Raw genomic sequence first — 26,464 nt, 5'->3', positions numbered from 1 at the left:
GCTTAGGGACTGTTCGGGAAGTCGTCCGGAACGGCTGGCGGTCGTTCGAGCGTGCTTGAGAGTTCGACGTAGTCGTGTTCTGCCCCCGAATCGCGGATCCCCGTCATGATATCGAGCACGTGGAGCGCCAACGCCGCGCTGGTCCGGTGGTGCCAGTCGGTTGTGAGGGCGTACGCGAGATCCACTAACCCGAGTCCACGCTGCTGTCTCGACTGGTTGCGAGTCACCGAAACTTCCTGCGTCTCGTCCGCTCCTCGGACACGGACACGGGGTGCGCCGTCGAACCGATTCGGATTGGTGAGCTGAAGGGATCCCTCTGTTCCGTGGATCTCAAAGCCCGTTGTGGACGACTCCCAGACATCGAAGCTCATCAACACCGTTCCGACGCTTCCGTTTTCGAACGTGATCGTTCCGGTCTCGTGGGTCGGTACCGCCACGTCGATCGTTTCTCCCCACCTTGGTTCGCTGGTGATCGTCCGCTCGTCAGTCGCCGTGGTCGTGGTGCCTGCGACAGCACTCGCCGGACCGAGGAGCGCGATGAGTGCCGTGAGGTAGTACGGTCCCATGTCGAACAACGGACCGCCCCCCTCTTGGTAGTAGAAATCCGGATCCGGATGCCAATGTTCGTGTCCAGGACTGGCCCACGCTGCAACAGCACCGACCGGATCACCGATCCGCCCCGAATCAAGCACGTCACGACAGGTCTGTAGCCCGCTTCCGAGGACGGTGTCAGGGGCACTCCCCACGAGGAGATCCTTCTCTTGTGCTGTCCGGACGATCTCAGTTCCTTGGTGCATCGAAGTCGCTAACGGCTTCTCAGTGTACGCGTGCGTATCATTCTCTAGTGCTCGCATGAGGAGGTCACCGTGCGTCGAGGGCGGCGTCAGGATCACCGCGACATCGATTTCCGAATCAGCGAGCAGTGCATCAGTTGTGAGAACGCGACACCCATACTGCTCTGCCTTCGCCTCGGCCCGTTCGGTCGCCAGATCGGCACACGCCACGACCTCAAGCACGTCGAATTCGGTTGCAGTCTCGAAATACACGTCGCTGATCGTTCCACACCCGATGATCCCGAGCGTAATCCGTTCCATAACCGACACTGTGTGCAAACGATCAAATAGTTTTCGTCCGGGGGAATCGCGGCTCGGTGCCAATGGTTCCCTATGCGGGAACAATACAGGAGGATGTTGTTCCGTACTATCGCTACGGATTCCCGTCGCGGGCTGGTTCGATGTTCGGCATCGGCGGGTCATCCATGCCGGTCCCGAGATAGAAGCTCGGATGTGGTGGCTGATTGTATCCCGCGTTCTGCCACGCCACACTCGTTCGATACTGGGGATCATGCATCAGCGTGGGTATCCGGTGTTCGGTCGGGTGTGTCGTCGTATAGACCCGAAGCGCGCTGCTGTCTTCGGTCCGCCAGAGCACCTCCTCGCGCCAGTCACCGAGAATGTCCGCCGATAGACAGGGCGTTCCCTTCGTATAATTGTTCGAATACGTTCCCTCGAAGGTGAGCAGGGTCTCAAGCTCTGTTGTCTCGTGGTTCCACCGATCGATCTTCCCCACCCCGATTTCGGCGTCCCCATCCCAGTCGTGATCAAGGAGTTCCCGCTGGAGATCTCCCGTCCACCAGATGCCGAAATTGATCGACGGGATGGGGTCAGCGATCGACTCCCCAGCAACGGTGTGCGTGTCGACGCCCGAACCCCACGCTTCGGCTCCTTTGTGGGTCGGATCGACATCAGCGATCATTCCCCGGCCAGTGTCTTCGCCGGTGTGTTGCCCCCAGAGCAACTCGCCTGTCTCGGCGTCCCGGAATGACGCGCCGTACGGTGCAGTCGTCGGCTCGTGAACCTGAAAGACCTCCAGTCCCGACCGGTCGGGATCGAAGTCACCGACGTGGAGCGCGTCGCCGTGGCCCCAACCAGTCGAGTACAGTCCCGTTCCGTCGTGATCGACGACCATGGCACCGTAAACGATCTCGTCGTATCCATCGTTATCGACATCCGCGACGCTGAGTTGGTGATTGCCCTGCCCAGCGTACGCGCCGTTGCCGGGATCGTCGCTGTCGAACACCCACCGTTCGGTGAGTTCACCGTCTCGGAAGTCGAACGCCGCCAACATCGTTTTCTCGTAATACCCACGGGTCATCACGATGCTCGGCTGTTCGCCGTCCAGATACGCGACGCCCGCGAGGAACCGATCGACGCGGTTGCCGTAGCTGTCACCCCAATCCGAAACATCGCCTCGAGCCGGCCGATAGTCGACCGTCGCGCGTTCCGCCCCCGTCTCTCCGTCGAACACGGTGAGATACTCCGGTCCCGTCAGGATCCGTCCCGTTTCGTTGCGGTAATCGGCGTCCGGATCACCGATAGCCGTGCCAGTACCATCGATAGCGCCGTCCGACGTTCGCACGGCGATTTCCGCGACGCCATCGCCGTCGAAATCGTAGACGAGATACGGCGTGTAATGCGCCCCTGCGCGAATATTCCGACCGAGATCGATCCGCCACATGAACGTCCCGTCGAGTTGGTAGCCATCGAGATACACGTTCTCGGTGTAGCCATCGTGAGCGTTGTCCTTCGCGTTCGACGGCGTCCATTTGAGCACGATGTCGTAGCTCCCATCGCCGGTAAGATCGCCCACGCTGGCGTCGTTGGCGCTGTACGTCACCGTTTCCCCGTTGTGGCCGACCGTTTCGGCCGGTTTGTTCAGCGGGATCTCGCGGTAGTTCCGGTCCCAGACGGTCGTCGTCTGAGTGGACTCCGCAACACCAATGGGTTTCACCGAGTACGTCGAGGCTGTCGTTCCATCGTCATCAAGGTAGTTCGTGCGGTCGCGGATTGGTTCATTGTTCACTTTCGTCCCGTCACGAAACAGGTGGAACCCGATCCGATCGGGATCGGTTCCGAGAAGTCGCCAGCGGACCAACACCCCATCGTCCGTCGGCACCGCTACTAGCCCCCGATCGAGCGATTCCATCTGTCGTGGGGGACGCTCATCACGCACAGCACGCCCGCCCACAGTCCCGCTCGTTCCGACGAGACCAGCGGCCAACGCTGCTCCCGACGCACTGACGAACGAACGTCGACTCAGACTGCCGAATGCCGATCCTGCATCCGCCTCTCTGTCATTCATTGCTGTCAACGCCTCCAACGTCAGTTTATGGTGAATTATTAAAAACCTTTTGCCAGTCGAATAGAGGGAAAAACGAGTTTCGTAACCGGCGATGCCGGACGGATTGATCACTGAAACTTGAGACTGTCGTCGACATCGGTGTCACGCCAGAATCTATTACATGTGTACGTGTGTAATTCCCAGGTAGTAAACGTCTCGTAGGTCACCGAAAGCGTCCGGTACGACCGGACGCCGCAGGTGGACCGAACAGCGGGGACGCAGCCGGTGTACTAGTGATTAGAAACATGATTGGGAAACGAAACGATCCGGTGATGCGGGACGACCTACGTCCCGTCGAAGTCGAACAGGGGTTTGATGGTTTTCGAATCGAGGAACGCTTCGAAGGCGGTTGCCGGCTCCGACACCGAGAAAGACGTGTCAACGATGTCGTCTGGATCGATCGCACCGTTTTCCATCAGTCGGAGCGCTTGTTCGAAGTTCGTCCACGTCGATCCGTACGACGTATTCACCTCGATCTCCCCCCGAACAAGTGGCGTCATGAACAGGGAACTCGGATCACCGGGCAGTCCGACGACGACGACCTGACCTCCCTTTCGGGTGACTTCGACAGCGGTTTCGATCCCGCTCCGGTGGCCAGTCGTATCGAAGACGACATCGAACCCGAGTCCATCGGTTCGTTCGTCGACTCGTTCTTCGATCGATTCTGACTCCACGTCGATCGTATCGACGCCAATCGAGTCCAATCGTGGGAGTCGAGCCGTCGTATCCTGTCCGAGTCCGGAGACGAGCACGTTCGCACCCATCGAATCGGTGATACATGCGATCAGCGAGCCGATGGGACCAGGTCCCTCGACGAGCACCGTATCGCCAGGCGTCACGCTCGATTGATCGAACACCGCTCGGGCGGCAATGCTAGTCGGCTCCGTGATCGCCGCGGACCCGAGGCCCACGTCGTCGGGGATCGAATGCAGATGGTGAGGTTCGACAACCGTGTACTCGGCGTACGCGCCGTCCCGATGCATCCCGGTGATCGAGAAGTTTTGACAGACGTTTTCTTGACCGTTGTCACACTGGAAGCAATCACCACAGTGGTGGATCGGTTCCTCGACAACGCGCTGGCCGGTCGAAACGCTCGTCACCTCCTCACCGACCGACACGACTTCCCCGGAGTATTCGTGACCCATGATCCGAGGGATGGGAATCCACTCATACCCGCCGTCGTATCTGTAGGCGTGGGCGTCACTGCCACACAGTCCGGCTGTGTGAACGCGGACCAACACCTCGTTTGGATCGGGCGATGGACGGTTTCCTTGCTGTACTTCTACGGCTTCTGGACCGGTTTGGACGATCTGTTTCATACACGAGCAACTCCGTGACCGCTGTACACTGGGGTGGGGTTACCAGCTATAAAGGGATTTGGGAGTCCATTCGAAAATCGCCATGTGCGGTAAATATTTAGGATGAGAGGACACCCTGCTGATATGCGCTGCGATGAAATCGAGTTTCACAACGTGGGCGAGTGCCGGGCAGTCGAAGAGGGAGCGCGTCTCCAGCGTGTTCCCGAACGCGTCCGGTCGGCGTTGAACGAGGGAGCACAGACGAGGATGGTCCATCCTGCGGGTGTCGAACTCCGGTTTGTGCCTGATGACTCGGTCTCGGTGACGCTCTCAACGAGCCCAACAGACCGCGCCACTGAAAGCCTCATACGCGTGTTTTGGGGTCCGATACAGAGCACGGAGACGTTCGTGATCGGTCCTGAGCCGACAACCATCGAACTGGCTGTTCCGGAACAGCTCACGGATCTCCGTCCCGAAGAGCAGGAACCGCTCGCGTACGATCCCCGCGTCTGTCGGCTCATGTTGCCCGGTGAACACCGGGGAGCACACGTTCGCTATCACGGCGCCGAGGGCGACCGGCGGCCACCCACTGCGGAGGAACTCCCCGACCAGCGGTACCTAGCGTACGGAACCTCCATCACGGAAGGAGAAGCTGCAGTGGCTGAACACCTCACCTACGTCAACCAAACCGCCCGCCGCCTCGGTGTCGATCCGATCAATCTCGGCTCCTGTGGCACGGCGTACTGCGATCGGGCGATGGCCGACCATATCGCTACCCGCGACGACTGGGACATAGCGACGCTCGCGCTGTCGGTCAACATGGTTGATCGGTTTTCAGTCGCGGAGTTCCGCGAACGCGCGACGTACATGATCGATAGCATCGCTGCTGCCAACCCTGATGCGACGATTGCGTGTATCACCATCTATCCGAACGCACGAGACGTTCAGAGGAGCGTTGACGGAGAACGCTGTGAACAGTTCCGGGACGCACTCAGAGACACCGTTAGCCAGATTGACAACGTCTCCCTATTCGAAGGACCGGAGATCTTACCCGATATCGGCGGACTCACGACCGACCTCGTCCACCCGGGTGACAACGCGATGATCCGGATGGGCGAAAACCTCGCCCGAAAACTCGAAGCCGTTCGCTGATCCCCCGACGCTCTTTAGAGACAGCACACCCGGGAGCCGCGGCCGAGCTACCTTGAAAGAGATTTCCCCAATCTATTGTCACAAATATTAGATTAATTTTATTAATGTATAGAATATATGAATATTATATGGTAAGAGATGACATGCCATCTAGTACTGAGACCGATCATACGGCTGCCACCTCACGGCCGGTTACACGCCGCCGCGTTCTGCTCGGGAGCGCCGGACTGCTCACCGGAATCGGGGTTACCGGGACGGCGAGCGCGAGCAGCCACGACGCCGAAGTGTACCAAACGGGCAGTACGTGGTACGCCACGAACGGCGGAACGGTGTATGCAGGCGGGAGCTACCGGGACGCGATACAGGCCGCAGTCGACAGCCTCACCGACGGACGGACCACTAAGGAGAAAGTGCTCATCAAAAACTCCGGAACGTTCACCGCAACGGAGTCGCTCAAATCCGTCAGGCTCGACAGCTACACAGTCATTGATCACAACGGCACGATTTTCGTTGAGGACACGGGCGAGGACCTCATCGTTCCGTTCGAGGCCGAAAACGTCCAGTCGATCGAGATCCAGAACCTCCGTGTTGAAGGCAATCCACGGTACGGGCTTTGGATCAAAAGCTGTTCGGACGTGGCGCTTGGCACTATCGAGATGTCGCTGTACGATACAACTGACATCGGTCTCGGAATCCGCGTCGACGACAGCGGTGGCGGCGGTCGTACACAGGGGTTCAGCCTCGAATACGCGTCGATCGAAGGCGCTGCTCATCACGCGGTCGAGACGTACGGCGTCGACGGCGTCGACATTGGCACCGTAGAAACCGTCGATACCGACGGGTGTGGGTTGCTGTTAAACGACACAACGGACGCGACTGTGGACGCCGTCGATGCTACGCGCGCGGACCAAGGTGGGGGGTACGCCGGCTTTCGGTGTGCCAACGACTGCGGTCCGAACATCTACCTTGGAGAATTACGGGCCGTCGACTGTGGTCGCGGGCTGTTCACCGTTTCGGGGAGCCACGGCATCACCGTCTCGAACGTCTCTATCGAGAGCTGTGAATCTGGCGCACTCATCCAAGACACCCGAAACATGACTGTCGACGGCGGCACGATTACCAACAACGTGGGCGAAGGGATCCGTATCGACTCGCGCAGTTCCGACGCCCACCACTACACGCGGGACGTCACGGTCCAAAACCTCCAGATCGACAACAACGACTACGGCGTCTACGAAACTGGACCAGACACCGAAGAGAATAGAATCTTGAACAACAGTCTATGTAACAACGCCACTGGCATCGAAACGTACGCCGCTACTACCGAGGTCTCCGGTAACACGTTCTGTTGAGAGCGATCCCTACCGACGAAACAACCGGCTCGTGAACGGAACCGCTGGGTCGGCATCCGGTATGAACGGACGGCAGAAACCGTTTCGAGCGGGGGGAGTAGGAGGGCCGAACCGCGCTGTGAGTGCACCACACAGTTATAATCCGACACCGACGATACCGGACACACAGTCAGTCGGTGGTGATCCGGTAGGTGCCAGTGGTAACATCGACTACGACGGCGTCACCGGTGTCACGGACGGCGTCGACACCAGACAGGTTGACCTCTGTCGACCGGTTGACGGCAACGGTCGTATCGTTGATGCCGATTCGGTTCGACCTGGACGGAACCACGACGGACGCGGTGGTGTTCCACGGGATCGTCACGGTGAGATCGAGTCCGTCATTTCGCTCCCAGAAGACACGGACAGCACCGCATTCAGTCGGAACGCGGCCGGAAGCGGCGTCGAGTCCAGCGTCAGGTGGACGGACACGGAGCCGTCGGTCAGCGTGGTCCTCGAACCGAACACCGAGCAACACCTGCAAAACGTATGTGAACACCGTTGCACCCATGGCGTGGGATTCGCTCCGGTTTCGACGCGCCTGTTCAGAGAGGGTATCAGCGCCACAGTGCCACGACTCCCACGTGAACGTCCCGCCCTGTTCGAGGATGTTGGCCCAGCCGTCTGCCGTGGGATCGGTGAGCAACTCGACGAACGCCGCTGGTCTGTGGGTGGTTTGGAGCGCTTCAAGCAGCCACGGCACCATCATCGGTCCCATCTGCATTCCCGAATCGACGACGTGATCGGTCACGGTCTCGATCGACGATTCAGGAACGGTGCCGGTCGCGAGCGCGAGCGCGTTGGCGTGCTGAGAGGCGTGATCGCTGGACGCGTGGGCGTCACGGCCGTCAACGAACAGTTCGCCGTCGTGGAGATACTCGACAACAGCCGTTTCCAACTGCTGATGCTGTTTATGGAAGTACGCTCGTTCAGAGCGTGGTCGGTCCAGCGCAACGGCGATGTCCGCCGCTCGTTTGAACGCGTTCACGCCGAAGAGATTGACCGTCGTCAGCGCAGGCCAATCACGGTCGTAGCCGTATCGCATTTCGGGAGGCCAGTCCACAATGCCCGCCTCGTACGGTCCTCCCGCACCGCCGCTGATGTTCGTCACCAACCCGGTGTCAGAATCGATGTGGCGAACGAGATAATCAGCAACAGCGCGGACAACGGGATAGGCCGTTTCGAGCACGCGGCGGTCGTCTGTGACTTGGTAGTAATGCCACACCCACGCCGGAAACGCCGCGGTGAACTCCGGAATGTCCCGCTTGCCGTCGCCGTTCGGATACACGGCGTTGAGTCGACCGGTCGCTGCCCAGTACCGGTAGTGGGACCGAACGAATTCCCGAATGGCACCCCGGCTCAGCCGTCGTTCACCGAACGCGAGCGTCGTTACTCGGGACATGTTGAACGCGTCCATCAAAAACTGCCCTTTCTCGCGGGTCGGGGTGTCGACAAATCCTTCCTGACAGCCGTACAGCGCGGAGTGGCGGGCCAGCTCGACTACTTCATCGAGCACGGGGTTCGAGGAATCGAACGTCGCCGCGTTCCGGTCCGGAACCGCGTTGTACGAGACCGCGATCGACACCTGCTCACACGAGAGCGATTCGCCCGGATCGTCGATCTGTAGGTACCGGAAGCCGAGGTAGTTGAACGAACGGAACTCCTGTCGGCCGGCTCGTTGGACGTACGCATACCGCATGTCAGTCGCCTGTGTGCCGGCCGTGTCGGCCACCCCGCTATCCGTGCGATGGTATCCGGCGCGCATCTCGACACGGTGACCGTCCGTTCCCGATTCGAAGCGAACGACCGGCCGACCTGGGTATACACGTCCAAAATCGAACACGACCGCTCCGGAATCGAGCCGGTCGACCGATTCGGGATGGACTGTCTCGTGAGTGACTTCGCGGTGTTGGGCCACCAGTCGCTCCCACGGATCAGTCGGGTGAGTGCCGACGACTTCGGCCGATTCCCAATCAGCGTCACAGCCCGGTTCGTCCCAGCCGGGCGACAGCCGCCGTCCGTCGATGATCTCGACCGGCTCAGCGATCTCCTCGTTGCGAAGCGGCGCGTCGAGCCACGGCCCGGCGGTCGTCTCCCAGTTCTCATCGGTCACCACAACCGTCGATCGCCCATCCGCAAAGTCGATCTGCAGTTGAAGGATGAGTCCCGGCTTGCTCGCGGGCCGGCCTTGTCCCGCGCCGTGGTAGGCGTGTACGACGCCCAGAACGTTCTCACCGGAGCCGAGGTGATCCGTCACGTCGAGGGTTTTGTAGTACTGGTTATCGGGATACGCGAACGCCTGCCCCCGGTCGACCGATTCACCGTTAATCGACAGCGCGTACTGGTGGCTCGCGGAGACGAAGACGCGAGCGCGCTCGATCGCACCAGTTACCGCGACCGACCGCCTGAAACAGGAGAACGGACTGCTCTGGTCAGTTCCAGCCCGTCGGATCCACGACGCCTCCCAGTCCGCCTCAGAGAGTCCCATCTCCCACGTTGCTGGCTGGCTCCACTCGCTGGGTCGATCGGCTTCGTTCCACACCCGAACCGTCCAGTAGTACCGACAGCCAGCGGCGAGCGGTGGACCGTCGTACTCGATAGCGGGGCGTGCCGAGCATTGTTTTCCCGAATCCCAGACATCCGCTGCTCTGGGACTGAGCCGAACGGGAGCGGACGCGACAAGGACGCGGGCAGCCGACTGGCAAGCTCCCCGTCGATCAGTTGCGACACGCCACCGGAAGGTTGGATTCGGTTCGTCGACGCCGATCGGATCCTGCGCGTACTCCGTGCTGAGATCTGTCGGTCGGTCTCGATCGCTCATCGATGTCCCGTTGAACGGGGAGCGATAAAACGTTCCCCGTTGGCGTGGATCGGTCATCATCGACTGCGGCAACGTTTATGGTTGTCCCGGCGAACACGAAGCCATGTCGATCGGTGTGTGTTACTATCCGGAGCAGTGGTCTCAGGAGCGATGGGAAACAGACGTACGAGAGATGGCTGCGGCAGGCTTCGAGTACGTCCGACTGGCCGAGTTCTCGTGGGGACGACTCGAACCCGAGCGCAACACGTTCGACTTCGAGTGGCTAGACGAGATCGTCGCGCTCGTCGGTGACCACGGGATGAACGTCGTCCTCTGTACGCCGACAGCCTCACCGCCACGGTGGCTCCTCGACGAGCATCCTGAGATCCGACAGACCGACCGTGACGGAACGGTCAGAGCGGGCGGAAGCCGCCGAGAGTACTGCGTCAACTCGTCGAGATACCGGGTGGAAACCGAGCGTGTTGTCCGCGAACTGGCGAACCGCTACGCTGACACCTCCCACGTCGTGGGCTGGCAGATCGATAACGAGTACGGCTGTCACGACACCGCACGCTGTTACTGTGCGGACTGCGACGGGGCGTTTCGCGACTGGCTGGCGGAGCGGTACGGTGATGCAGACGGACTCAACGACGCGTGGGGAACGACATTCTGGAGCCAACAGTACGACAGTGTCGAGCAAGCGTCGGTGCCCGCTCCGACACCAGCACAGGACCACCCATCGCTGGTGCTCGACTACTGCCGGTTCTGTTCGGATAGTATCGTCGCGTACAACCGCCTCCAAGCGGAGTTGCTCCGCGAGTACGGTGACTGGTTCGTCACGCATAATTTCATGGATCGGTTTCCGGCGATCGACCTGTACAATATCGCTGACGATCTTGATCTGCTCTCGTGGGACTCCTACCCCACCGGACACGTTCAGGCGACCGATGGGCAACCCACGCCAGATCAACTCAAGGCCGGCGATCCGGATCTGATCTCGTTCAACCACGATCTGCACCGAGGCGTTCTAGAACGACCGTTCTGGGTAATGGAACAGCAGCCAGGTGACATCAACTGGCCGCCACACTCACCCCAACCCGCAGAGGGCGCGATGCGGCTGTGGGCACACCACGCCGTCGCTCACGGTGCCGACGCCGTCGTCTACTTCCGGTGGCGGCGGTGTCTCCACGGCCAAGAGCAGTACCACGCCGGACTCCGCAAGCGCGATGGGTCGCCCGACCGCGGGTATCACGACGCCGCCCGGGCTGCTGAGGAGCTGTTCGATGTCGGGAATGTCGACGCGTCGGTTGCGTTGCTACACGATTATGAGAACGTGTGGGCACTCTCCGAGCAGCCCCACGCGCCCGATTTCGACTACTGGGCGCTCGTCCAGTCGTTTTACCGGGCGCTTCGGGCGCGAGGGGTTCAGGTTGCTGTCGTGCATCCAACCACGGATCTTTCGGAATACGGCGCTGTCGTCGCGCCGACACTGCACATCGCAACTGAGGATCTTACCGATCACCTGACTGAGTACGTCGCTTCAGGCGGTGAGTTGCTCCTCGGCCCGCGGACAGGCGTCAAAGACGAGGGGAACAAGCTCCGACCAGCGTCCCCGCCGGGACCGCTGTCGTCTCTCGTCGGCGCAACGGTCACGCACTACGAGACGGTTCCGGATCAGTTCGACCGTACCGTTGTCGTCAACGGAACCAGATACGCCGTTCGGACGTGGGCCGAGCGGCTCGACGCCGACGCCGCCGTTCCGGTCGTGGAGTACACCGGTAACGAACTCAACGGCTCCACGGCGGGCGTTCGCAACGCTGTCGGTGACGGACACGTCGTCTACTGTGGCGTCTGGCCCGAACAGGAACTTGCGGACGATCTGGTAGACACACTGCTCACGCGCAGTGGCGTCGATCACGCCGACCGGTTGCCCAACGGCGTTCGCGCCGCCGTGCGCGATAACCACACGTGGGTGCTGAACTTCACGAGCGATCGGATCGATGTCGAAACTGACGCCGAGTGGTCCATCGGAAGCGCAAGGATCGACCCGTTCGATCTCGCGGTTGCCGACCGGGATCTGCTCGACGGACTCACGGTCAACAAGCGAGCGTGAGCACACCGACGCGTGGCTACCCGGTGCCATCGAACACGGGCACCGTCGTGGGATCGTCAGGAACCGAGACGAGATACACGTCGCTCGTTCCGCCACGAGAGCTGTCGAACACCACCCGCTCGCTCTCAGGAGACAGTCGAGAATGGGGATGAACATCGTCGTCGCCGCTCCAGCCGTGAGTGGCGAGTTTCCGCGGCGTCTCGTACGCGGCGGCGTTCGGGTTCCACTCCCAGAGCAGAACGGAGGGTGCGCCACGATACGTTCCGTCACCGACGACGAGTGCTCGGCTGTTGCTGTGAAAGTGGGTGTAAATATCGGGCGCAGAAGCTTCGCGGACGTTTTCCCCGTCATACCGCACGTGGCCGAAAAATGCGTCAGGGTCCGCGCGTGTCCCTCGCCAGCCGTGGTATCCGATCTGTTCGCCGTCAGCCAGCCAGTACTCGTGACCGACGGCTTCATCCGGGCCAGTCGACCGAATCCGCCACGTTTCGTTCGTCGCCAGATCCAGCCCCCAGATCCGATCGACAGCCTCCCACGGCCCCTCCTCGCAGTAGGTCACCAGCTCCGGTCTAGTCGGTGAGGCGTTGACGTGACCGAGCCAACAGTTCGCGTCGACGTGGACGGTCCCATTGCCGCCATCGAATGGAACAGAAAGCACTTGGGAGCGTGGCGCGGCAGCGCTCCGGGCAGCGATCCATGCGTCCCGATCACCGTCGTGGTCGACATCAACACGTTCCGAAATTGCCACCACTGCCCGCTCGCCGTCGGCCGTGCCGGCCGCGATGCTCCCCTCGTAGCCCGCCGGACAGTTGTACAGCGCGGTCACCGTGAGTGATTCGAGATCAAGCGCAAGAAGGCTGTCGTCGTGCCAGAACACGGCCGTCGCTTCGTGTTCGACCCTTGTGACGCCGCTGACAGCGCGTGGCAGGTCGGTCAGCTGCGTGATCATCCCATCGTCAAGAGCAACGGCGTACAGATCATCAGTGCCGCTCCGATCCGAACGGACGAGGAGTTGGTCGTCGTACCAGCCGTTCTCGGTGAAATAGAGGTGTCGACTGTGGGTCTCAGGATCGCTCGTCAGTCGCGTTATGCGGGCGTTCGTCTGTGGATCGTCGTAGAACTCCCGTTCCGGAGCCAGCACGCGCCCGGCGTCGGGACCCTGGTGGTGATCGCTTCCCATCGACACGAAAGTCATGACGAGTTGATAAAAAGCCACCCATGAAACGACCGGCGTTTAGCTCCAACGGACACAGATCAGTAACGCGGTCCCTGTAAGAGCGAACAGTCCCGCGAACGTAACCAGTTGCACCATTGTGATGACGTGCGTCGCTGAGCCGGGAGTGACGACACGGAGGGAGGCGAGCAACACGCCGATTGAAACGAGAGAGACGACGAACAGGAGTTGCAATCCGCGTGCGGATCGACAGAGCGACGCAATTGCCCGGTCGCGGTTCATACGCGAGTGTTCACTGCCGTGGTTGCAAAGCTTTCGGTTAGTCAATCGATCGTGTCCGGGATGTGTCCAATGAAAGGATTTATGGTGGCATCAACATGAGCATTGATGGACGATAGTCTATGACATTCCAACACCGGAACGCAGGGGGCAAAGAGAGGCTTTGCCGACGAGAGTTCATGGCTGCGGCAGGCGCAGCCAGCATCGCAGGATTTGCAGGCTGTTTAGGCGGCAGCGGGAACGACAGCGAGGCGTTCGTGTACGCCTTCGGTCGATCACCGACTGAAGTCCAGTTCAACATCTTCCGACAGTCGAATTTCGCCCACAGTCTTCAGGACCAAACCCACCACTACATCGCCAAAGGAGACGTCGCGGGGAACGTCTGGCCGGATCTGCCGAAATCCCTTTCGACGGACGGGAACACGCTCGTGATCAAGTTCCCCGAGGACTACTCGTGGTGGAGCGGTGATGATCTCACGGCGGAGGACTACTGGACGTATCTGGAGATCAGACGGCTACAGGATCCTAAGACATCACACATCAAGGAAAACGTGCTTGTCGATGATTACACGATCGAACGGACGTTCAAAGGAAACGTCTCGTCGGACCTGATGCGGGCGGATCTCACGGATCAGACGTTCGGAAAGCTGACCACCCCGCGCTGGATCTACAAGGAATACCTCGAACGACTCCAAGACGCGACGACACAGAAAGAACGGGACGGTGTCTTCGACGATCTCCGGAACATGCAGATCCCGATCGACCAACTCTCTAAAGAGGGACTCGGCAACGGTCCGTACAAGGTGGTCGATTGGAGCGACAGCGACACCGCCTTCGAGTTGTACGAGGATCACCCGCTCGCGGAGCAAACGAACGTCAAGCAAGTGCGTCTGATTTCGGAAATAGCGACGGAAAACCTTCGCGCTATGGAGGTCAACAACGAACTCGACATGTATCCGGAGGGGCTGATCGGTGAAGTCGACCGAGCTGACTACCCGGACAACCTCCAGAACTGGAAAGAGATAGATTGGTTCAGGATGCAGAAAATAACGTTCAACTGGAAGAACAAGCATCTGGCCAAGCGTCCGGTTCGGCGGGCGATCGCCCACGCGCTGGATCTGCGCCCGATGGTCGACGCCGCTGTAGAATCTGGACTCGTCGGGAAACCGCCCGCAGTGCAGACCGGTATCCGGTCGTCAATCCACGAGAAGTTCCTCGGCAAGGGATGGGCCGACCAGTTGATCAACTACCCCATCGAAGCCGACGAAACAGGGGCCGTAACGCAACTGGAAAAGGCCGGCTACACGCGCGAAAACGGGACAGTGCTCGACGGGGACGGAAATCCTGTCGAATTCACCTTCCTGACAAACGACGGCCAGTTCCAGTCCTCGACGGGCGTCGTGGTCAGCGACCAACTCGAATCGTTCGGCTTCGGAATGGACGTAACGACCGTCGGGTCGAACGACTACTACCAGAGGTTGGAACAGTACGACCACGATATGTGGTGGATCTGGCACGTCGCGGCCGCCCTGTGGCATCCGACATCGTATTTCTCGAACGATTTCTACGGCGTCGAAGTCGGTGACCCGACCAGCGACGCGGAGACGGGTGTCACAGGGATTCCATTTGAACTGAAGATTCCCTCCGAAGTCGGTGCTAAAGAACTCGGCGGCGACAGCGTCACCATCAAACCAGCACAGCTCATGACCGATCTCCCGGTCGCAAGCTCCACCGAGGAAGTGAAGAAAATGACGCGGACGCTCGTCCAGTGGTTCAACTTCGATCTGCCGAATCTGACTTGGATCGAGGAGCGCAGCGGTTCGTGGGGCGATGTTGAGGCGTACGACTTCCCATCAGGGGATGAGAAGAACGTCAAACTCGATATGGACCGCCCCGGTGAAACCGCACTCATGCACGGCTGGATCAATCGCGCCGAGTGACCATCCATGCATCCACGATACGTTCTGAAACGCACGGGCCAGATGGTCCTCACGTTCTTCGTGACCGTGACGTTCACGTTCGCGCTGTACCAAGCGATGCCAGGTGGGCCAGCCGAGGCGATGCGCGCGATGATCCTCGCTGAGTCCGGACAGGTCGGGGGATCGGTGAATCTCGATCTCCTCAATCAGATGGTCGAACATTACGCGAACGTCAACCCGGATAAACCGCTGCACGTTCAGTACTACAACTACCTCCACTCGCTGCTCATACAGGGAGACATGGGCACCTCGATCTATCAGGGAGAACCGGTGTTGGACCTGATACTCCAAAGCGTTCCCTGGACCATGTTCATCGGCGTGTACGCGCTCGCTCTGGGTTATACGGTGAGTCTGTTTCTCGGAGCGGTGATGGCGTACAAGGAACGCTCGCTGTTCGATTCGGTCGCTTCGATCGGCGTGATCTTCCTCAACTCGGTGCCCTACTACATCTTTGCGATCATCCTCGTGTACGTGTTGGGCATCGAATACTCGGTGTTCCCGATCAACGGCCGGTATGGGACGTTCGTCGATCCCGGATTCACGCTGGAGTACATGAGTAGCGTCGTCCGGCACGCCACACTTCCAGTGGTGTCGATGGGAATCCTTGCCACGGGCGGCGCGCTTACCATGCGGGGCAACGCGATCCGGGTGCTCGGTGACGACTACGTCCGAGTCGCAGAGCTTCGAGGGTTGCGGCGCTCTCGCGTTGCGATGCAGTACGTCGGACGGAACTCGGTGCTGCCGTTGTACACCCAGTTCATGATTGGGATCGCCGGTGTGCTGTCGAGTACGGTCGTTGTTGAGGAGATCTTCGCGTACAACGGGATGGGAAAGCTGCTGTACGACGCCGTTCTCTTACACGACTATCCCGTGTTGATGGGGACCTTGCTCGTGTTCACGACGATCACGCTGCTCGCCATCTACATTGCTGATCTCACATACGGCTACATCGACCCACGCATCTCAACGGGTGATTCGAATGAGTGAGGCTGACGAACTCGACTTCGAAGAGCTGTTCGACGACACCGACCGAGAGCCACCGTCTCGGTCGGCTCGACTGAAACGCACGCTCGATCTGACGGTGCTCGCTCCGCTCCGGATCGCCATCCACGACTGGCGCGCCGTCGTAGCCGGAACGATCCTCCTGTTGTACGGTCTGATGGGGACGGTCGGCGTCTGGCTGGCTACGAAACCGTCCTCGGGAGATCATCCAAAACTGCAAGGACCGTTCCAGGAACTGGCCTATCCGCTGGGCACCGACCTCTACGGACGATCGATCCTTGACCAGATCATCTACGCGACGCCGGACATGTTCAGGATGATCTTCGCAGGAGCCATCGTCGCCGTCGGTGTAGCGGCAGTCGTCGGTCTGCTATCGGGCTTCATGCGTGGAACCCCGGTCGACGCAGTGCTCATGATGCTGGCGGACATCATCATCACGATCCCGGGACTGCCGCTCATCATCGTCATCACGGCGATCTTCCAGCCGACGAATCCCTACATTGTTGGCGTCTTCCTCGGTATCGACATGTGGCCCGGTCTCGCCCGGACGGTCCGATCGCAGGTGCTCAGCATCCGCGAAGAGAGCTACGTCGAGGCGTCACAGATCATGGGACTCCCGACGTCATCAATACTCCGCCGGGACGTGGCCGGCCAGCTCATGCCGTTCATCCTCGTCAACGCGTCACTGACGTCTCGACGCGTCATCTTTGAGTCAGTGTCGCTGTACTTTCTGGGCATTCTCCCGTTCACGACGTACAACTGGGGTGTACTCATGAACCTCGCATATCAGGAAAACGCGCTAACCAGATCCGAACTGCTTCCGTGGCTCGTGTTCCCGATGATTACCATCATATTGATGTCGTTCGCGTTCGTTCTGCTTTCACAAGCGATGGACGCTATCTTCAACGTGCGGCTGCAGGCGCGCCACGCGGAGACGATCGACGACAAGGAGATGACAGAATGAGCACTGAATCAGGAGGTGATCGACAATGACCGACGACGTTGCCATCGAAATCCGCGATCTCGCTGTCACGTTCGGCGTCGACCGTGGGGAGTCAAACGTCGTCAGAAACGTCGATCTCGACGTGTATCGAGAGGAGACGCTGGGTATCGTCGGAGAGAGTGGCAGCGGCAAATCGATGGTTGCACTGTCGTTGCTCGACGCGGTTCCGGAACCCGGAACGGTGTCCGGAGAGGTGACGTACTACCCCGAGGATGGTGATCCGATTTCGGTGCTCGATCTCGATCCCGAGGAACTGCGACGATTTCGCTGGGAGCAGGTTGCGATGGTGTTCCAAGGGGCGATGACCTCGTTCAACCCCGTGATGTCAATCAGAGATCACTTCCGGGAGACGCTGCAAGACCACGGGTACGACGTTCCGGCGGGCATGGAACGAGGCAAAGAGATCCTCGAACAGTTGTATCTGGATCCTGATCGAGTGTTGGACTCTCACCCACACGAGCTGTCCGGTGGAATGCAACAGCGCACGCTCATCGCGTTGAGCCTCCTTCTCGAACCGGAAGTGTTGCTGCTTGACGAACCGACGGCGGCGCTGGATCTGCTCATGCAACGATCAATCATTGATCTTCTGCGCGGGATCCGAGAGACGTTCGACCTCACGCTGGTGTTCATCACCCACGACCTGCCGTTGCTGACAAAGATTGCGGACAGGATGGCGGTGATGTACGCCTTCGACTTCGTGGAGATCACCGAGACCGACCAACTACTGTACCACAGCGCCCATCCCTACACACGGGCGCTCCTCTCGACAACACCGGATCTCACGACGCCACCCGATGAGATCCGAACGATCGAAGGGAACAAACCCGATCCGGTCGAGTACATCTCGGGCTGTTCGTACCATCCGCGCTGTCCGATGGCCGAAGAGAAATGCCACTCGATTGAACCCGAACTGATGACTGTCGAGACCGAACACGAGGCATCCTGTCATTACCACGCGGAGGTTCCTGAAACCGTTCCGATCCGAAACAACCCACGAGGTGTCGCTGATGAGTGAGCCACTCCTTTCGATGGAGGATGTAACCGTCGAGTTCAACAGTCAGGACGGGCGACTCGACGTTTTATCGAACGAGAATCCCGTCCGCGCAGTCGACGGTGTCTCATTGGACATCGAAGAGAACGACGTTGTCGCGCTGATCGGTGAAAGCGGCTGTGGAAAGTCCACACTCGGAAAGACTGCGATCGGTGCCCAGCGTCCGACCAGCGGGTCGGTGACCTACCGCGGACAGGACATCTGGGACGCCCGTGAGAGCCGTGGAGAAATCCAACTGCCGTTCGAGGAGATCCGCCGCTCGCTACAGATCATCCATCAAGACCCAGGCAGCGCACTCAATCCGAACCAGCGCGTTCTCACCTCGTTGATGTTGCCGCTCAAACGGTGGCAACCGGAGCTAAGCTACGAGGAACGCCAAGAGCGGATTCTCACGCTGCTCGAACACGTCGGGATGTCACCGGCCGAAGATTTCGTCAACCGGTATCCCCACCAACTCTCGGGCGGCGAACAACAGCGGGTCGTGTTGGTCAGATCGCTGCTGGTGAACCCAGACGTGGTTCTCGCTGACGAAGCGATCAGCGCGCTCGACGTGTCGCTGCGCGTCGAGATGATGGACATCATGCTCGAACTCCAGTCGGTGTTTGACACGTCGTATCTGTTCATCTCACACGACCTCTCGAACGCCCGGTATATCGCCCAGCAGGCTGACGGCCGGATTGCCGTGATGTATCTCGGTCAGATCGTAGAGATCGGACCGGTCAACGAGATCCTCAAGAACCCTCAACACCCTTATACGAAGGTGTTGAAGTGGGCGACGCCGGAACTGTACGAGGATGTCGAAACGGAAGTTCCGATCAGGGAGATCGACGTTCCCGATCCGACGAATCCACCATCCGGCTGTCGGTTCCATACGCGGTGTCCACGAGCACGAGCAGCGTGCCGAGCGACCCAACCGGAATCGTACGATGTCGGTCCCAACCACGAGAGCCACTGCTTTCGGAGCGACGAGACGCATGACTACTGGGAGAGTGAGCCGCTGCATGAGTGAGCCACACACAGACAGATACGGCGCGGGAGCGCCGTACGGAGGAAATAGCTGATGAGTGAGACGAGCGAACGCGACGCCGGTTTGACGGCGTTGATCCCAGGCCGGCCGCTGTCATGGACCGTCCTCGGGATCGGCGTCGTACTGATCGCCCTCGGGGGGTTCGTCACGACAGGAGAGATCAGTGGGCTGCTCGGTCTGTGGGGACTCTCACTAATCGTCGTCACGCTCGGGGTGTACGCCGTCGCCGCGCTCTGGTCAGCGCTCGGTAGTGAGTGACGCACCACGTCCAAATCCGACATGACCGGACGAACGCTGTCGTGGGACGGTTGTGCGACGCGGTACGGATACACCGATCGGATCGGCCGGTACCGCGATCCGGTTGTAGCGGATGATTCTCGAAGACGCTGAAGCGTGTCCGGTCAGGGTGGGCTGGCGTTCGGATCCTCGACGGCGCGCGCCCACGCTCGAAGCCACTCACGACGTCCGCTACCGGGGACCGAGAGTGAATGCGTGTTGTTCGAGAGCGATGGGTACCCGCCGACCTCATCGGGGTGGCCGACCCAGTAGTCGTACGGACTGTCGAGGCGGTCGTTACCCGCCCGGTCAGTGATCTCACCAACGATCCGCTCGTCGTTAGCGGTCCGATCAGCAGGCCGTGCGCCGGCCGTCCCGAGATTGTGGCTCTCGACGGTATCGGACGAAAGGGCAGTCAATCCGTCTGGCCAGAGCGGTTTCGAGCTGGTGGTGTCGCCCTCGACGAACGAGACATCCGAGTCGATGGGCGGATCGGCCGTGACGTTGTCTTCGCTGTACACCGTGCCACTGCCTTCGACGATTGATTCACCTGTAGCCGTCACACCGGTGTACTTGTTGCCGACCCACGTCGTTTCAGCCGAGCTGTCGGTGTTCGACGCCTCGTCGAAGAAATAACAGAAGTTATTGACGACGACGGTTCGTGTGTCGCTTTTGAGCCGTGGAATCCGGTTGCGGGCTTTGGCCCAGACGTTGCCGAGCAACGTGACGTGGTCGGCTCCATCACCGATCAGTGTACAGTAGTTGTGATCGGAGCCGTCTCCGTACGGATCATACAATCCTTCGTAGATCAGGTTGTTCGAGTACGTCGTTCTGTCGGTGTCATAGCCGACGGACATGCATTCGTCGACGCCCCACGAGGCCGTGCAGTGATCGATGACGTTGTTCTGGGTGTCGTCTTGGGTGTTGATCGCGTCGTTGCCCTGAATGTTCCCGTCAGAACCCGGTCCGATCCGTGAGCGGATGTGCTGAACAACGCAGTTGTTGGCACCGATCTGTACCATCCCCTTGATGAAGGTGATACCTGGCGAGGGGGCGGTCTGGCCCGCTACCCAACAGTTGTCCTCCGTGATCACCAACGGCTCGCCGCCGAGGTCGATCGTCCCGCTGGTCTCGAAGACGACCACGCGTGACCCGCTCGCGGTGAACGCCGCCTCCACGGCCTCCCGCGTCGGTTCGGTGATCGTGTACACCTCGGCACCCTCTTCGAGCCACGGTCCCATCGTGGCAAAGCCGTCTCCCCCCTGAAAGGACGACTGGCTGAACGTTTCATATCCCCGGCGCTCGGTGGTCGGGACCGCCGTGGCGGTTCCACCGAGGACAGAGGTTCCGATACTCCCAACCGCGATCGCACGTAGAAACGTGCGTCTGTTGTGTGCCATTAATAGACACCATTACAGTAATATACGACACAGATAATAAACTTATCTCAATAAAAATTACTATTATACAGTTAGGAAAAGGATATGGAGACAGATGGTGATCGGAACACAGCTGGTTCCCATCTACCGAACAGTTACAGACGTACTATTGTAATGACTAGACGACCACCGACCATTATTCACTTCCGTCTCATTGAATTTTTCATTCTGCAAGATACAGCACGCACGGCCCCGCTATGGGTTCACACCGATCGATTCGCTACGGACAAACGATAGCTGCGTTCGGAGTGTCGTTTCCTTCCGGAGATCAGGCGTGTGACGCCGCATCCGGACGGTTATGGGATAGTCGTTCCCATAGTAGGAACGGTCACAGGGGACACCACGGCTCACAGTGGAAAGCGCGGATCAGTCGAACGCGGGGATGACTTCCTCACCGAACAGTCGGAGTTGGTCTTCGACCAGTTCGGGCGGCATCCCGGAATGATGGAAGCGAAGCGCGAGCTGGTTCAACGAGAATCGATCTTGCATCGCCTCGATCTGCTCGATGATCTGCTCGGGCGTGCCGTAGATGAATCGATCGTCTGCGAGCTCGGAGAAATCCGCGACGGAGTCGGCAGTCATCAACGGATGGGAGAATTCGCCCCCGTACTCGTCGCGGTAGGTGCGGTGGAGATACTCTTTCCGTTCTAGTACTTCAGCTTCGGTCTCCCCGATAACGGCTTCACGCATCAGGGGATGATCCATCGAGGACCACGCCTGCTCGGTCGATTCGATGTGATCGCGTTGTTTGTCTTTGCGTTGTTCGACCGCGTCGAGATCGGCAACGACACCGGGCACCCACGCGTCGCTGAACGACACCGAACGAGCGAGCTGCTTGTCACCCCAGCCGCCGACCCACAACGAGGGCCGAGGCTCTTGAACGGTCCGGGGAAGGGGCTGCCAGTCATCGACCTCGAAGAACGGACATGAAAAGGAGATCGGTTCCTCAGTGGTGAGGAATTCGTCCAGAAACCGTAATCCCTCGATCATCCGTCCGGCACGATCGGACATCGGAACGCCGAACGCCTCGAACTCCTTTTCCACGTAGCCAAGTCCCACACCGAGTGTGAGTCGACCGTTCGAGATGTTGTCCACCATTGCCGCCCGCTGGGCGACGTGCAACGGATGGTACAGCGGCAGGATGAGCACAGACGTGACGAGTTCGAGCGAGTCGGTGCCCTCGGCAATGCTCGTCAACCGCACCAACGGGGACGGCCAGTAGTTGTCACCCTCTGTCGCTTGGTGGTCGTTGACCCAGCACGCTTGGAAACCGAGCTCTTCGGCTAACTGGCACTGCTCGACGACACCGTCCCAGGTGTCGCCACCTTCGATTGGGAAAAAACCGAACTTCATAGCGATCGATGTGATCTCAGTTTGACGCCTACTTACGTCTTGTGCTCACAGCCTTGGAGACGACGCACCGATAAATAATCTTCCCTAGAGGGGAACAGCATTATATAGATGGAGTACATGTGAGATATCATGACGGTACGGAAAGACGACTATTCAGGACGAAGAATCCGGTCGGTAACGATCGCGTTCAACATCATCGAGGTGCTGCAGGAACGAAATCACGTCGGAGTGACGGAGCTTGCCGACGAACTCGATCATTCAAAGAGCACGATTTACAGTCATCTCCAGACGCTTCGTGAGCGGAGTATCCTCGTTCAAGAGGACAACGGCTACCGGTTGAGCCTCCGACTCCTCGATATGGCCAACAGCGTTCGAGAACAGATCGGCAACTACGATGTCATCTCAAGTGAAGTCGACAAGCTCGCTGAAGAAACCGGTGAGATCGCTCAGTTCGGGATCGAAGAACACGGGAGGACCAGTTACCTCTACAAGGCAACCGGGGAGCAGGCGGTCGAGACGCGATCACGGGTCGGGATCCAACAGCCGATGTATTCGACTTCGCTGGGCAAAACGATCTTAGCGTTCATGCCGTCCTCCAGAACAGAGGAAATCGTCGAGTCGATAGAATACACTTCCTTCACGTCACAGACAGTCACTGGCCCACAGGAGTTGTATGCAGAACTCGACGTGATCGCAAAGCGAGGCTACGGGATCGATGACGAGGAGAACATTGAGGGGTTGCGGTGTGTGGCCGCGCCCGTCAAACGGGAGGACACTGTGTTGGGGGCCATCAGCATCACCGGACCGTCGAGTCGGTTCACCGACGAGCGCATCGAAGAACTGTCTGAGCACGTCAAACGAGCCGCGAACGTCATTGAACTCAACACCAAGTTCTCGTAGGCTCTGTGCTCGCTGTTGCTCATCACCATGTGAGTTGCAGCTACCCATTGATTTAATAGTTGATCGGTAGAGAAACCGGTATGGACGTGTTGATGACCGGAGCGTACGGTCGTTGTGGAACCGCCGTTATCGATCACCTCCACGACGGAGCGGGATACGACTTCACGTATCTCAATCGATCGGATCGATCCGACGATCATCCGTACGGTGGGTACGAAACAGTGGTTGCCGATGTTGCTGACCGGGACGCGATCGAGACAGCTACGCGAGAAACGGACGCGATGGTCCACATGGCGGCCTATCCCTCACCCAGTGGGGAGTGGAAAGACGTGTTCGAGCCGAACATCCTCGGCGTGTACAACACGCTGGAGGCTGCCAGAACACACCAACTCGAATCGTTCGTGTTCATCTCCTCTAACCACGCCGTCGGCATGTACGAACAGGAGTTCGCCCCAGAGATCTACACGGCTGACTTCGATCTCCTCGTCGATCACACTGATCCGGTCAGACCGGATTCATTCTACGGCGTCTCGAAGTGTTTTGGCGAGGCGCTGGGACGCTACTACGTGGAAAACTACGAGTATCCACGGCAATTTTACGCGCTTCGCGTCGGAACGGTCAACATGCCACCGTACGATCATCCGTACGGCGACGCCGAACAGGGCGTTGACGAGGGAACGTTCGAACGGGACGGCGTCGAGTACGATCGCGCAGTCACCCGAATGAAAGCGCTCTGGCAGTCCAGACAGGATTTCGCCCACCAGGTGGACTGCTGCCTCCGGAACGAGACTGTCGAGTACGGAATCTTCTATGGGGTCAGCGACAACCGGCGTCGGTGGTTCGACATCGACCACGCACGGACCCGGATCGGATACGAGCCACAAGACGACGGCGAACAGTGGGACGGTCCCCCGGCGTGATCACTCGACTGCACGGGCCTTCGCGCGGAGCCACGCCCAAGTGCCGCTCTGGGGGACCGTCAGGCTCCGGGTAACGACATCGAGAGCAGGATACCCTCCGACTTCCGTTTGGCTGTCGATGTATGAACCTCCTCCTGTCTTGAGCTGTTCGAGCACGCGCTCGTCAGCGACAGCCCGGTCGGCTGGCCGTGCACCGGCATTCGTGAGGTTGTGCTCGACGACCTTGGCTGAGCCAACGGTGTCGAGTTCCGTCGGCCATAGGGGCCGGTCGTCGAGTTGGGTGATTCCATCACCGGCCGTCGGAGTGGTGGTGACGTTGTCTGCAAGTGCGGCCGCACCCGCTCCGAAGACGGTGGGCTGGTCGCTAACGGGTCGACGGAAGACGTTGCTCTCGACGCTCGCCTCGGTGTCCGGATCCATCCAGACGCCATCATTGTAATGATAGATCACGTTGTTCGCTACAACGGTCCGGGTGCCTTCCTTGAGACGTGGATTGCGGTCGTAGTTGTGTGCCCAGACGTTACCAGCGAGGGTGACGTTTTCGGCTCCGTTCCCGATCAACGATCCGTATCCGTGGTCGCCTTTGTGGTGGGTGGCGTCCTGAAGTGGTTCGGCAACCAGGCAGTTCGACACCGTTGTGTTCGCCGTGTCATATCCCACCGAGAGGTTCTCATCAACCGCCCATGTCGTCGTGCAGTGGTCGATGACGTTGTTTTCGGTGCCGTCACCGGTTCTGATCCCATCAGGCTCCCAATCGCTTTCCGCTGGCAGATTCGCGTCCCCTGGCCGAACCCGGAGGTGTTGGATCACACAGTCGTTCGCGTCAATCCAAAGATCTCCGCGAACGAGCGTGATTCCCGGTGACGGGGCCGTCTGTCCGGCGAGATACAGCTCATCGTTAGTGACGGTCAGGCGTTGTGCACCGAGATCGACAGTGCCACTAGTTTCGAAAACGATGAGTCGCGGCCCATCGATCCCGACAGCAGCCGCCAACTGCCGCCGGGTCGGTTCGGTCACCGGGATAATGGGTGTGTCATCGTCCAACCACGGGGCCGGATCAGCGAATCCGTCGGCAAAGTCGATACGGGAAGTGCTGTCCGGGCCGTTGCCCCCTGCTCTCCCGTTCGACCGGCTGGGCGTACCAATCGTTTCGGACGCCCCGACCGCGCGGTCGCCGTCCTCGGTCTCGACAACCGCCCGATACTCGTAGTACCGTCTGCTCGTGAGATCCTCAAGGTGGATGGCAAACGTCCCTGCCTCCCTAAGCGTCCGGACAGGCGTCGCCGTCCACGCCGCGCTCGGTACTGCCCGGTATTCGATGTAACAGCTCGCCGTCTCGGCCCCACCTAAATCCGTCAGTTCGCCACGAAGCGTGGCCGCCGTGGCCGTGACATCGGTCGCGTCGCCCGTCGTGACAAATGGGACACCCGCCTCGGTTCCGACGCTACCTGTCACTGAAACGTCACCGATATCCCGGTTAGTGTCGGGATCGATCCCTGAAAGATGCCGTAACTGAGCCGTACAGCGCACACCGACGTTGTGGCTTGTGACCGGTAGTCCGACGAGAGCGGCGTCGCTCAGTCCGATGGCGTCCGCACCGAGAGTCGCAATCATCGTCCAATTCACTCCGTCGGCTGAGCCGTATGCTTCGAAAACGTCACCACGGCGACGCAGACGCAGCCAGTCCGCCTGAAGACTTCCACCATCGATTTCGCTCTCGTCGCTCCCGTTTGACGTTGTGCTGATCGTCTCTTCACCGGTGCCCGAGCGCCACTGTACGGACGCCGTACCGTCGGGAGTCCGCCTGAGCATCACGTTCTTCGCCTTGGGAGCCGACGATTCTCGAACCATAATGCCGGTCTTCGCGTAGGGATCCGTGTGTTCGAGCGCCGTGTTGCGCACTCGAACATCGAAATCCCCGCTCACTGTCTCGTAGTAGAAGTGAAACGCGTCTTCCGTGTTCCAAATGTCGGCACCACCGCCGCGGATCGTGACCACCGTCGCTGCCGTGGCCGTTCCGTCAAACAGTCCGACTGCAGGAGCGACTGCTCCTGCACCGACCGCTCGCAGAAACGCCCGTCTATCGAATCTCATCGTTGCGTACCGTCCGCGATATTAGGACGGTCA

At 59.7% G+C, this 26,464-nt stretch carries 20 protein-coding genes; 11 read left to right on the top strand and 9 right to left on the bottom strand.

Annotated elements, in window-relative coordinates:
- Window positions 1-2: 2 nt before the first annotated feature.
- From EIK79_RS11080 to EIK79_RS11070, 3 genes are all read right to left on the bottom strand, one after another.
- Complete coding sequence (locus EIK79_RS11080; protein WP_124955189.1) at window positions 3-1,094, bottom strand: Gfo/Idh/MocA family protein; 1,092 nt, start codon at window positions 1,092-1,094, stop codon at window positions 3-5.
- A gap of 112 nt (window positions 1,095-1,206) precedes the next feature.
- Entirely contained in the window at window positions 1,207-2,985 is a 1,779-nt protein-coding gene (locus tag EIK79_RS11075; protein WP_124955226.1) for a rhamnogalacturonan lyase, read from the bottom strand.
- 479 nt (window positions 2,986-3,464) lie between these two features.
- A complete protein-coding gene (locus tag EIK79_RS11070; RefSeq protein ID WP_124955188.1) occupies window positions 3,465-4,499 on the bottom strand; it encodes a zinc-dependent alcohol dehydrogenase in 1,035 nt (344 codons plus the stop codon).
- A 123-nt stretch (window positions 4,500-4,622) separates the two neighbouring features.
- Between EIK79_RS11070 and EIK79_RS11065 the strand changes: the two genes are divergently transcribed.
- Together EIK79_RS11065 and EIK79_RS11060 are read left to right on the top strand one after the other, a co-directional pair.
- A complete protein-coding gene (locus tag EIK79_RS11065) occupies window positions 4,623-5,630 on the top strand; it encodes a GDSL-type esterase/lipase family protein (protein ID WP_124955187.1) in 1,008 nt (335 codons plus the stop codon).
- A 143-nt stretch (window positions 5,631-5,773) separates the two neighbouring features.
- Entirely contained in the window at window positions 5,774-6,982 is a 1,209-nt protein-coding gene (locus EIK79_RS11060; protein WP_221621728.1) for a right-handed parallel beta-helix repeat-containing protein, read from the top strand.
- 169 nt (window positions 6,983-7,151) lie between these two features.
- On the opposite strand, the gene EIK79_RS11055 is transcribed toward EIK79_RS11060, so the two are convergent.
- Complete coding sequence (locus tag EIK79_RS11055) at window positions 7,152-9,842, bottom strand: family 78 glycoside hydrolase catalytic domain (RefSeq protein WP_124955185.1); 2,691 nt, start codon at window positions 9,840-9,842, stop codon at window positions 7,152-7,154.
- Between the two features lie 103 nt (window positions 9,843-9,945).
- Here EIK79_RS11055 and EIK79_RS11050 point away from each other — a divergent pair, with 103 nt between their 5' ends.
- Complete coding sequence (locus EIK79_RS11050; RefSeq protein ID WP_124955184.1) at window positions 9,946-11,934, top strand: beta-galactosidase; 1,989 nt, start codon at window positions 9,946-9,948, stop codon at window positions 11,932-11,934.
- A gap of 16 nt (window positions 11,935-11,950) precedes the next feature.
- On the opposite strand, the gene EIK79_RS11045 is transcribed toward EIK79_RS11050, so the two are convergent.
- The gene (locus EIK79_RS11045) at window positions 11,951-13,114 is read right to left on the bottom strand and encodes an oligogalacturonate lyase family protein (protein WP_124955183.1); all 1,164 of its coding nucleotides are present in this window, start codon (window positions 13,112-13,114) and stop codon (window positions 11,951-11,953) included.
- A 54-nt stretch (window positions 13,115-13,168) separates the two neighbouring features.
- Window positions 13,169-13,390, bottom strand: a complete 222-nt coding sequence (locus tag EIK79_RS11040; protein ID WP_124955182.1) for a hypothetical protein — start codon at window positions 13,388-13,390, stop codon at window positions 13,169-13,171.
- Between the two features lie 119 nt (window positions 13,391-13,509).
- Here EIK79_RS11040 and EIK79_RS11035 point away from each other — a divergent pair, with 119 nt between their 5' ends.
- From EIK79_RS11035 to EIK79_RS11010, 6 genes are read left to right on the top strand one after another with little or no spacing between them, the layout of a single operon-like run.
- Window positions 13,510-15,327, top strand: coding sequence for an ABC transporter substrate-binding protein (locus EIK79_RS11035; RefSeq protein ID WP_124955181.1), 1,818 nt, complete (start codon window positions 13,510-13,512; stop codon window positions 15,325-15,327).
- Window positions 15,328-15,333: 6 nt separating this feature from the next.
- A complete protein-coding gene (locus tag EIK79_RS11030; protein WP_221621727.1) occupies window positions 15,334-16,353 on the top strand; it encodes an ABC transporter permease in 1,020 nt (339 codons plus the stop codon).
- Entirely contained in the window at window positions 16,346-17,332 is a 987-nt protein-coding gene (locus EIK79_RS11025) for an ABC transporter permease (RefSeq protein ID WP_124955180.1), read from the top strand. Before EIK79_RS11030 ends, EIK79_RS11025 begins: the two co-directional genes overlap by 8 nt.
- 25 nt (window positions 17,333-17,357) lie before the next feature.
- The gene (locus tag EIK79_RS11020) at window positions 17,358-18,386 is read left to right on the top strand and encodes an ABC transporter ATP-binding protein (RefSeq protein WP_124955179.1); all 1,029 of its coding nucleotides are present in this window, start codon (window positions 17,358-17,360) and stop codon (window positions 18,384-18,386) included.
- Entirely contained in the window at window positions 18,379-19,431 is a 1,053-nt protein-coding gene (locus EIK79_RS11015; RefSeq protein WP_124955178.1) for an ABC transporter ATP-binding protein, read from the top strand. Before EIK79_RS11020 ends, EIK79_RS11015 begins: the two co-directional genes overlap by 8 nt.
- Before the next feature lie 51 nt (window positions 19,432-19,482).
- Window positions 19,483-19,707, top strand: a complete 225-nt coding sequence (locus tag EIK79_RS11010; protein ID WP_124955177.1) for a hypothetical protein — start codon at window positions 19,483-19,485, stop codon at window positions 19,705-19,707.
- A gap of 143 nt (window positions 19,708-19,850) precedes the next feature.
- Here the strand turns inward: EIK79_RS11010 and EIK79_RS11005 are convergent, their stop codons facing one another.
- Both EIK79_RS11005 and EIK79_RS11000 read right to left on the bottom strand, forming a co-directional pair.
- Window positions 19,851-21,125 carry a pectate lyase family protein gene (locus tag EIK79_RS11005; protein WP_124955176.1) on the bottom strand — a complete coding sequence of 425 codons (1,275 nt, stop codon included), beginning with the start codon at window positions 21,123-21,125 and terminating at the stop codon, window positions 19,851-19,853.
- A 405-nt stretch (window positions 21,126-21,530) separates the two neighbouring features.
- A complete protein-coding gene (locus tag EIK79_RS11000) occupies window positions 21,531-22,517 on the bottom strand; it encodes an LLM class flavin-dependent oxidoreductase (RefSeq protein ID WP_124955175.1) in 987 nt (328 codons plus the stop codon).
- 129 nt (window positions 22,518-22,646) lie between these two features.
- Here EIK79_RS11000 and EIK79_RS10995 point away from each other — a divergent pair, with 129 nt between their 5' ends.
- Together EIK79_RS10995 and EIK79_RS10990 are read left to right on the top strand one after the other, a co-directional pair.
- The gene (locus EIK79_RS10995) at window positions 22,647-23,417 is read left to right on the top strand and encodes an IclR family transcriptional regulator (protein WP_124955174.1); all 771 of its coding nucleotides are present in this window, start codon (window positions 22,647-22,649) and stop codon (window positions 23,415-23,417) included.
- Window positions 23,418-23,497: 80 nt separating this feature from the next.
- The gene (locus EIK79_RS10990) at window positions 23,498-24,337 is read left to right on the top strand and encodes an NAD-dependent epimerase/dehydratase family protein (RefSeq protein ID WP_124955173.1); all 840 of its coding nucleotides are present in this window, start codon (window positions 23,498-23,500) and stop codon (window positions 24,335-24,337) included.
- Here EIK79_RS10990 and EIK79_RS10985 read toward each other — a convergent pair whose 3' ends face one another.
- Window positions 24,338-26,431 (bottom strand): pectate lyase, encoded by a 2,094-nt coding sequence (locus EIK79_RS10985; RefSeq protein WP_124955172.1) that lies wholly within the window; start codon window positions 26,429-26,431, stop codon window positions 24,338-24,340.
- Window positions 26,432-26,464: the final 33 nt, after the last annotated feature.

It is taken from the genome of Halocatena pleomorpha (assembly GCF_003862495.1).
Lineage (GTDB): Archaea > Halobacteriota > Halobacteria > Halobacteriales > Haloarculaceae > Halocatena > Halocatena pleomorpha.
The sequence above is the reverse complement of the archived record's forward strand: the minus strand, read 5'-3'. Positions and strand labels throughout refer to the sequence as shown.

Bases quoted from the DNA above. Each gene is read 5' to 3' on its own strand.
- EIK79_RS11005 (WP_124955176.1), bottom strand. From the start codon at position 21,125: ATGGCACACAACAGACGCACGTTTCTACGTGCGATCGCGGTTGGGAGT.
- EIK79_RS11080 (WP_124955189.1), bottom strand. From the start codon at position 1,094: ATGGAACGGATTACGCTCGGGATCATCGGGTGTGGAACGATCAGCGAC.
- EIK79_RS11050 (WP_124955184.1), top strand. From the start codon at position 9,946: ATGTCGATCGGTGTGTGTTACTATCCGGAGCAGTGGTCTCAGGAGCGA.
- EIK79_RS11030 (WP_221621727.1), top strand. From the start codon at position 15,334: ATGCATCCACGATACGTTCTGAAACGCACGGGCCAGATGGTCCTCACG.
- EIK79_RS10995 (WP_124955174.1), top strand. From the start codon at position 22,647: ATGACGGTACGGAAAGACGACTATTCAGGACGAAGAATCCGGTCGGTA.
- EIK79_RS11060 (WP_221621728.1), top strand. From the start codon at position 5,774: ATGCCATCTAGTACTGAGACCGATCATACGGCTGCCACCTCACGGCCG.
- EIK79_RS11055 (WP_124955185.1), bottom strand. From the start codon at position 9,842: ATGAGCGATCGAGACCGACCGACAGATCTCAGCACGGAGTACGCGCAG.
- EIK79_RS11040 (WP_124955182.1), bottom strand. From the start codon at position 13,390: ATGAACCGCGACCGGGCAATTGCGTCGCTCTGTCGATCCGCACGCGGA.
- EIK79_RS10990 (WP_124955173.1), top strand. From the start codon at position 23,498: ATGGACGTGTTGATGACCGGAGCGTACGGTCGTTGTGGAACCGCCGTT.
- EIK79_RS11020 (WP_124955179.1), top strand. From the start codon at position 17,358: ATGACCGACGACGTTGCCATCGAAATCCGCGATCTCGCTGTCACGTTC.
- EIK79_RS11065 (WP_124955187.1), top strand. From the start codon at position 4,623: ATGCGCTGCGATGAAATCGAGTTTCACAACGTGGGCGAGTGCCGGGCA.
- EIK79_RS11015 (WP_124955178.1), top strand. From the start codon at position 18,379: ATGAGTGAGCCACTCCTTTCGATGGAGGATGTAACCGTCGAGTTCAAC.
- EIK79_RS11070 (WP_124955188.1), bottom strand. From the start codon at position 4,499: ATGAAACAGATCGTCCAAACCGGTCCAGAAGCCGTAGAAGTACAGCAA.
- EIK79_RS10985 (WP_124955172.1), bottom strand. From the start codon at position 26,431: ATGAGATTCGATAGACGGGCGTTTCTGCGAGCGGTCGGTGCAGGAGCA.
- EIK79_RS11045 (WP_124955183.1), bottom strand. From the start codon at position 13,114: ATGGGAAGCGATCACCACCAGGGTCCCGACGCCGGGCGCGTGCTGGCT.
- EIK79_RS11010 (WP_124955177.1), top strand. From the start codon at position 19,483: ATGAGTGAGACGAGCGAACGCGACGCCGGTTTGACGGCGTTGATCCCA.
- EIK79_RS11075 (WP_124955226.1), bottom strand. From the start codon at position 2,985: ATGGAATCGCTCGATCGGGGGCTAGTAGCGGTGCCGACGGACGATGGG.
- EIK79_RS11035 (WP_124955181.1), top strand. From the start codon at position 13,510: ATGACATTCCAACACCGGAACGCAGGGGGCAAAGAGAGGCTTTGCCGA.
- EIK79_RS11000 (WP_124955175.1), bottom strand. From the start codon at position 22,517: ATGAAGTTCGGTTTTTTCCCAATCGAAGGTGGCGACACCTGGGACGGT.
- EIK79_RS11025 (WP_124955180.1), top strand. From the start codon at position 16,346: ATGAGTGAGGCTGACGAACTCGACTTCGAAGAGCTGTTCGACGACACC.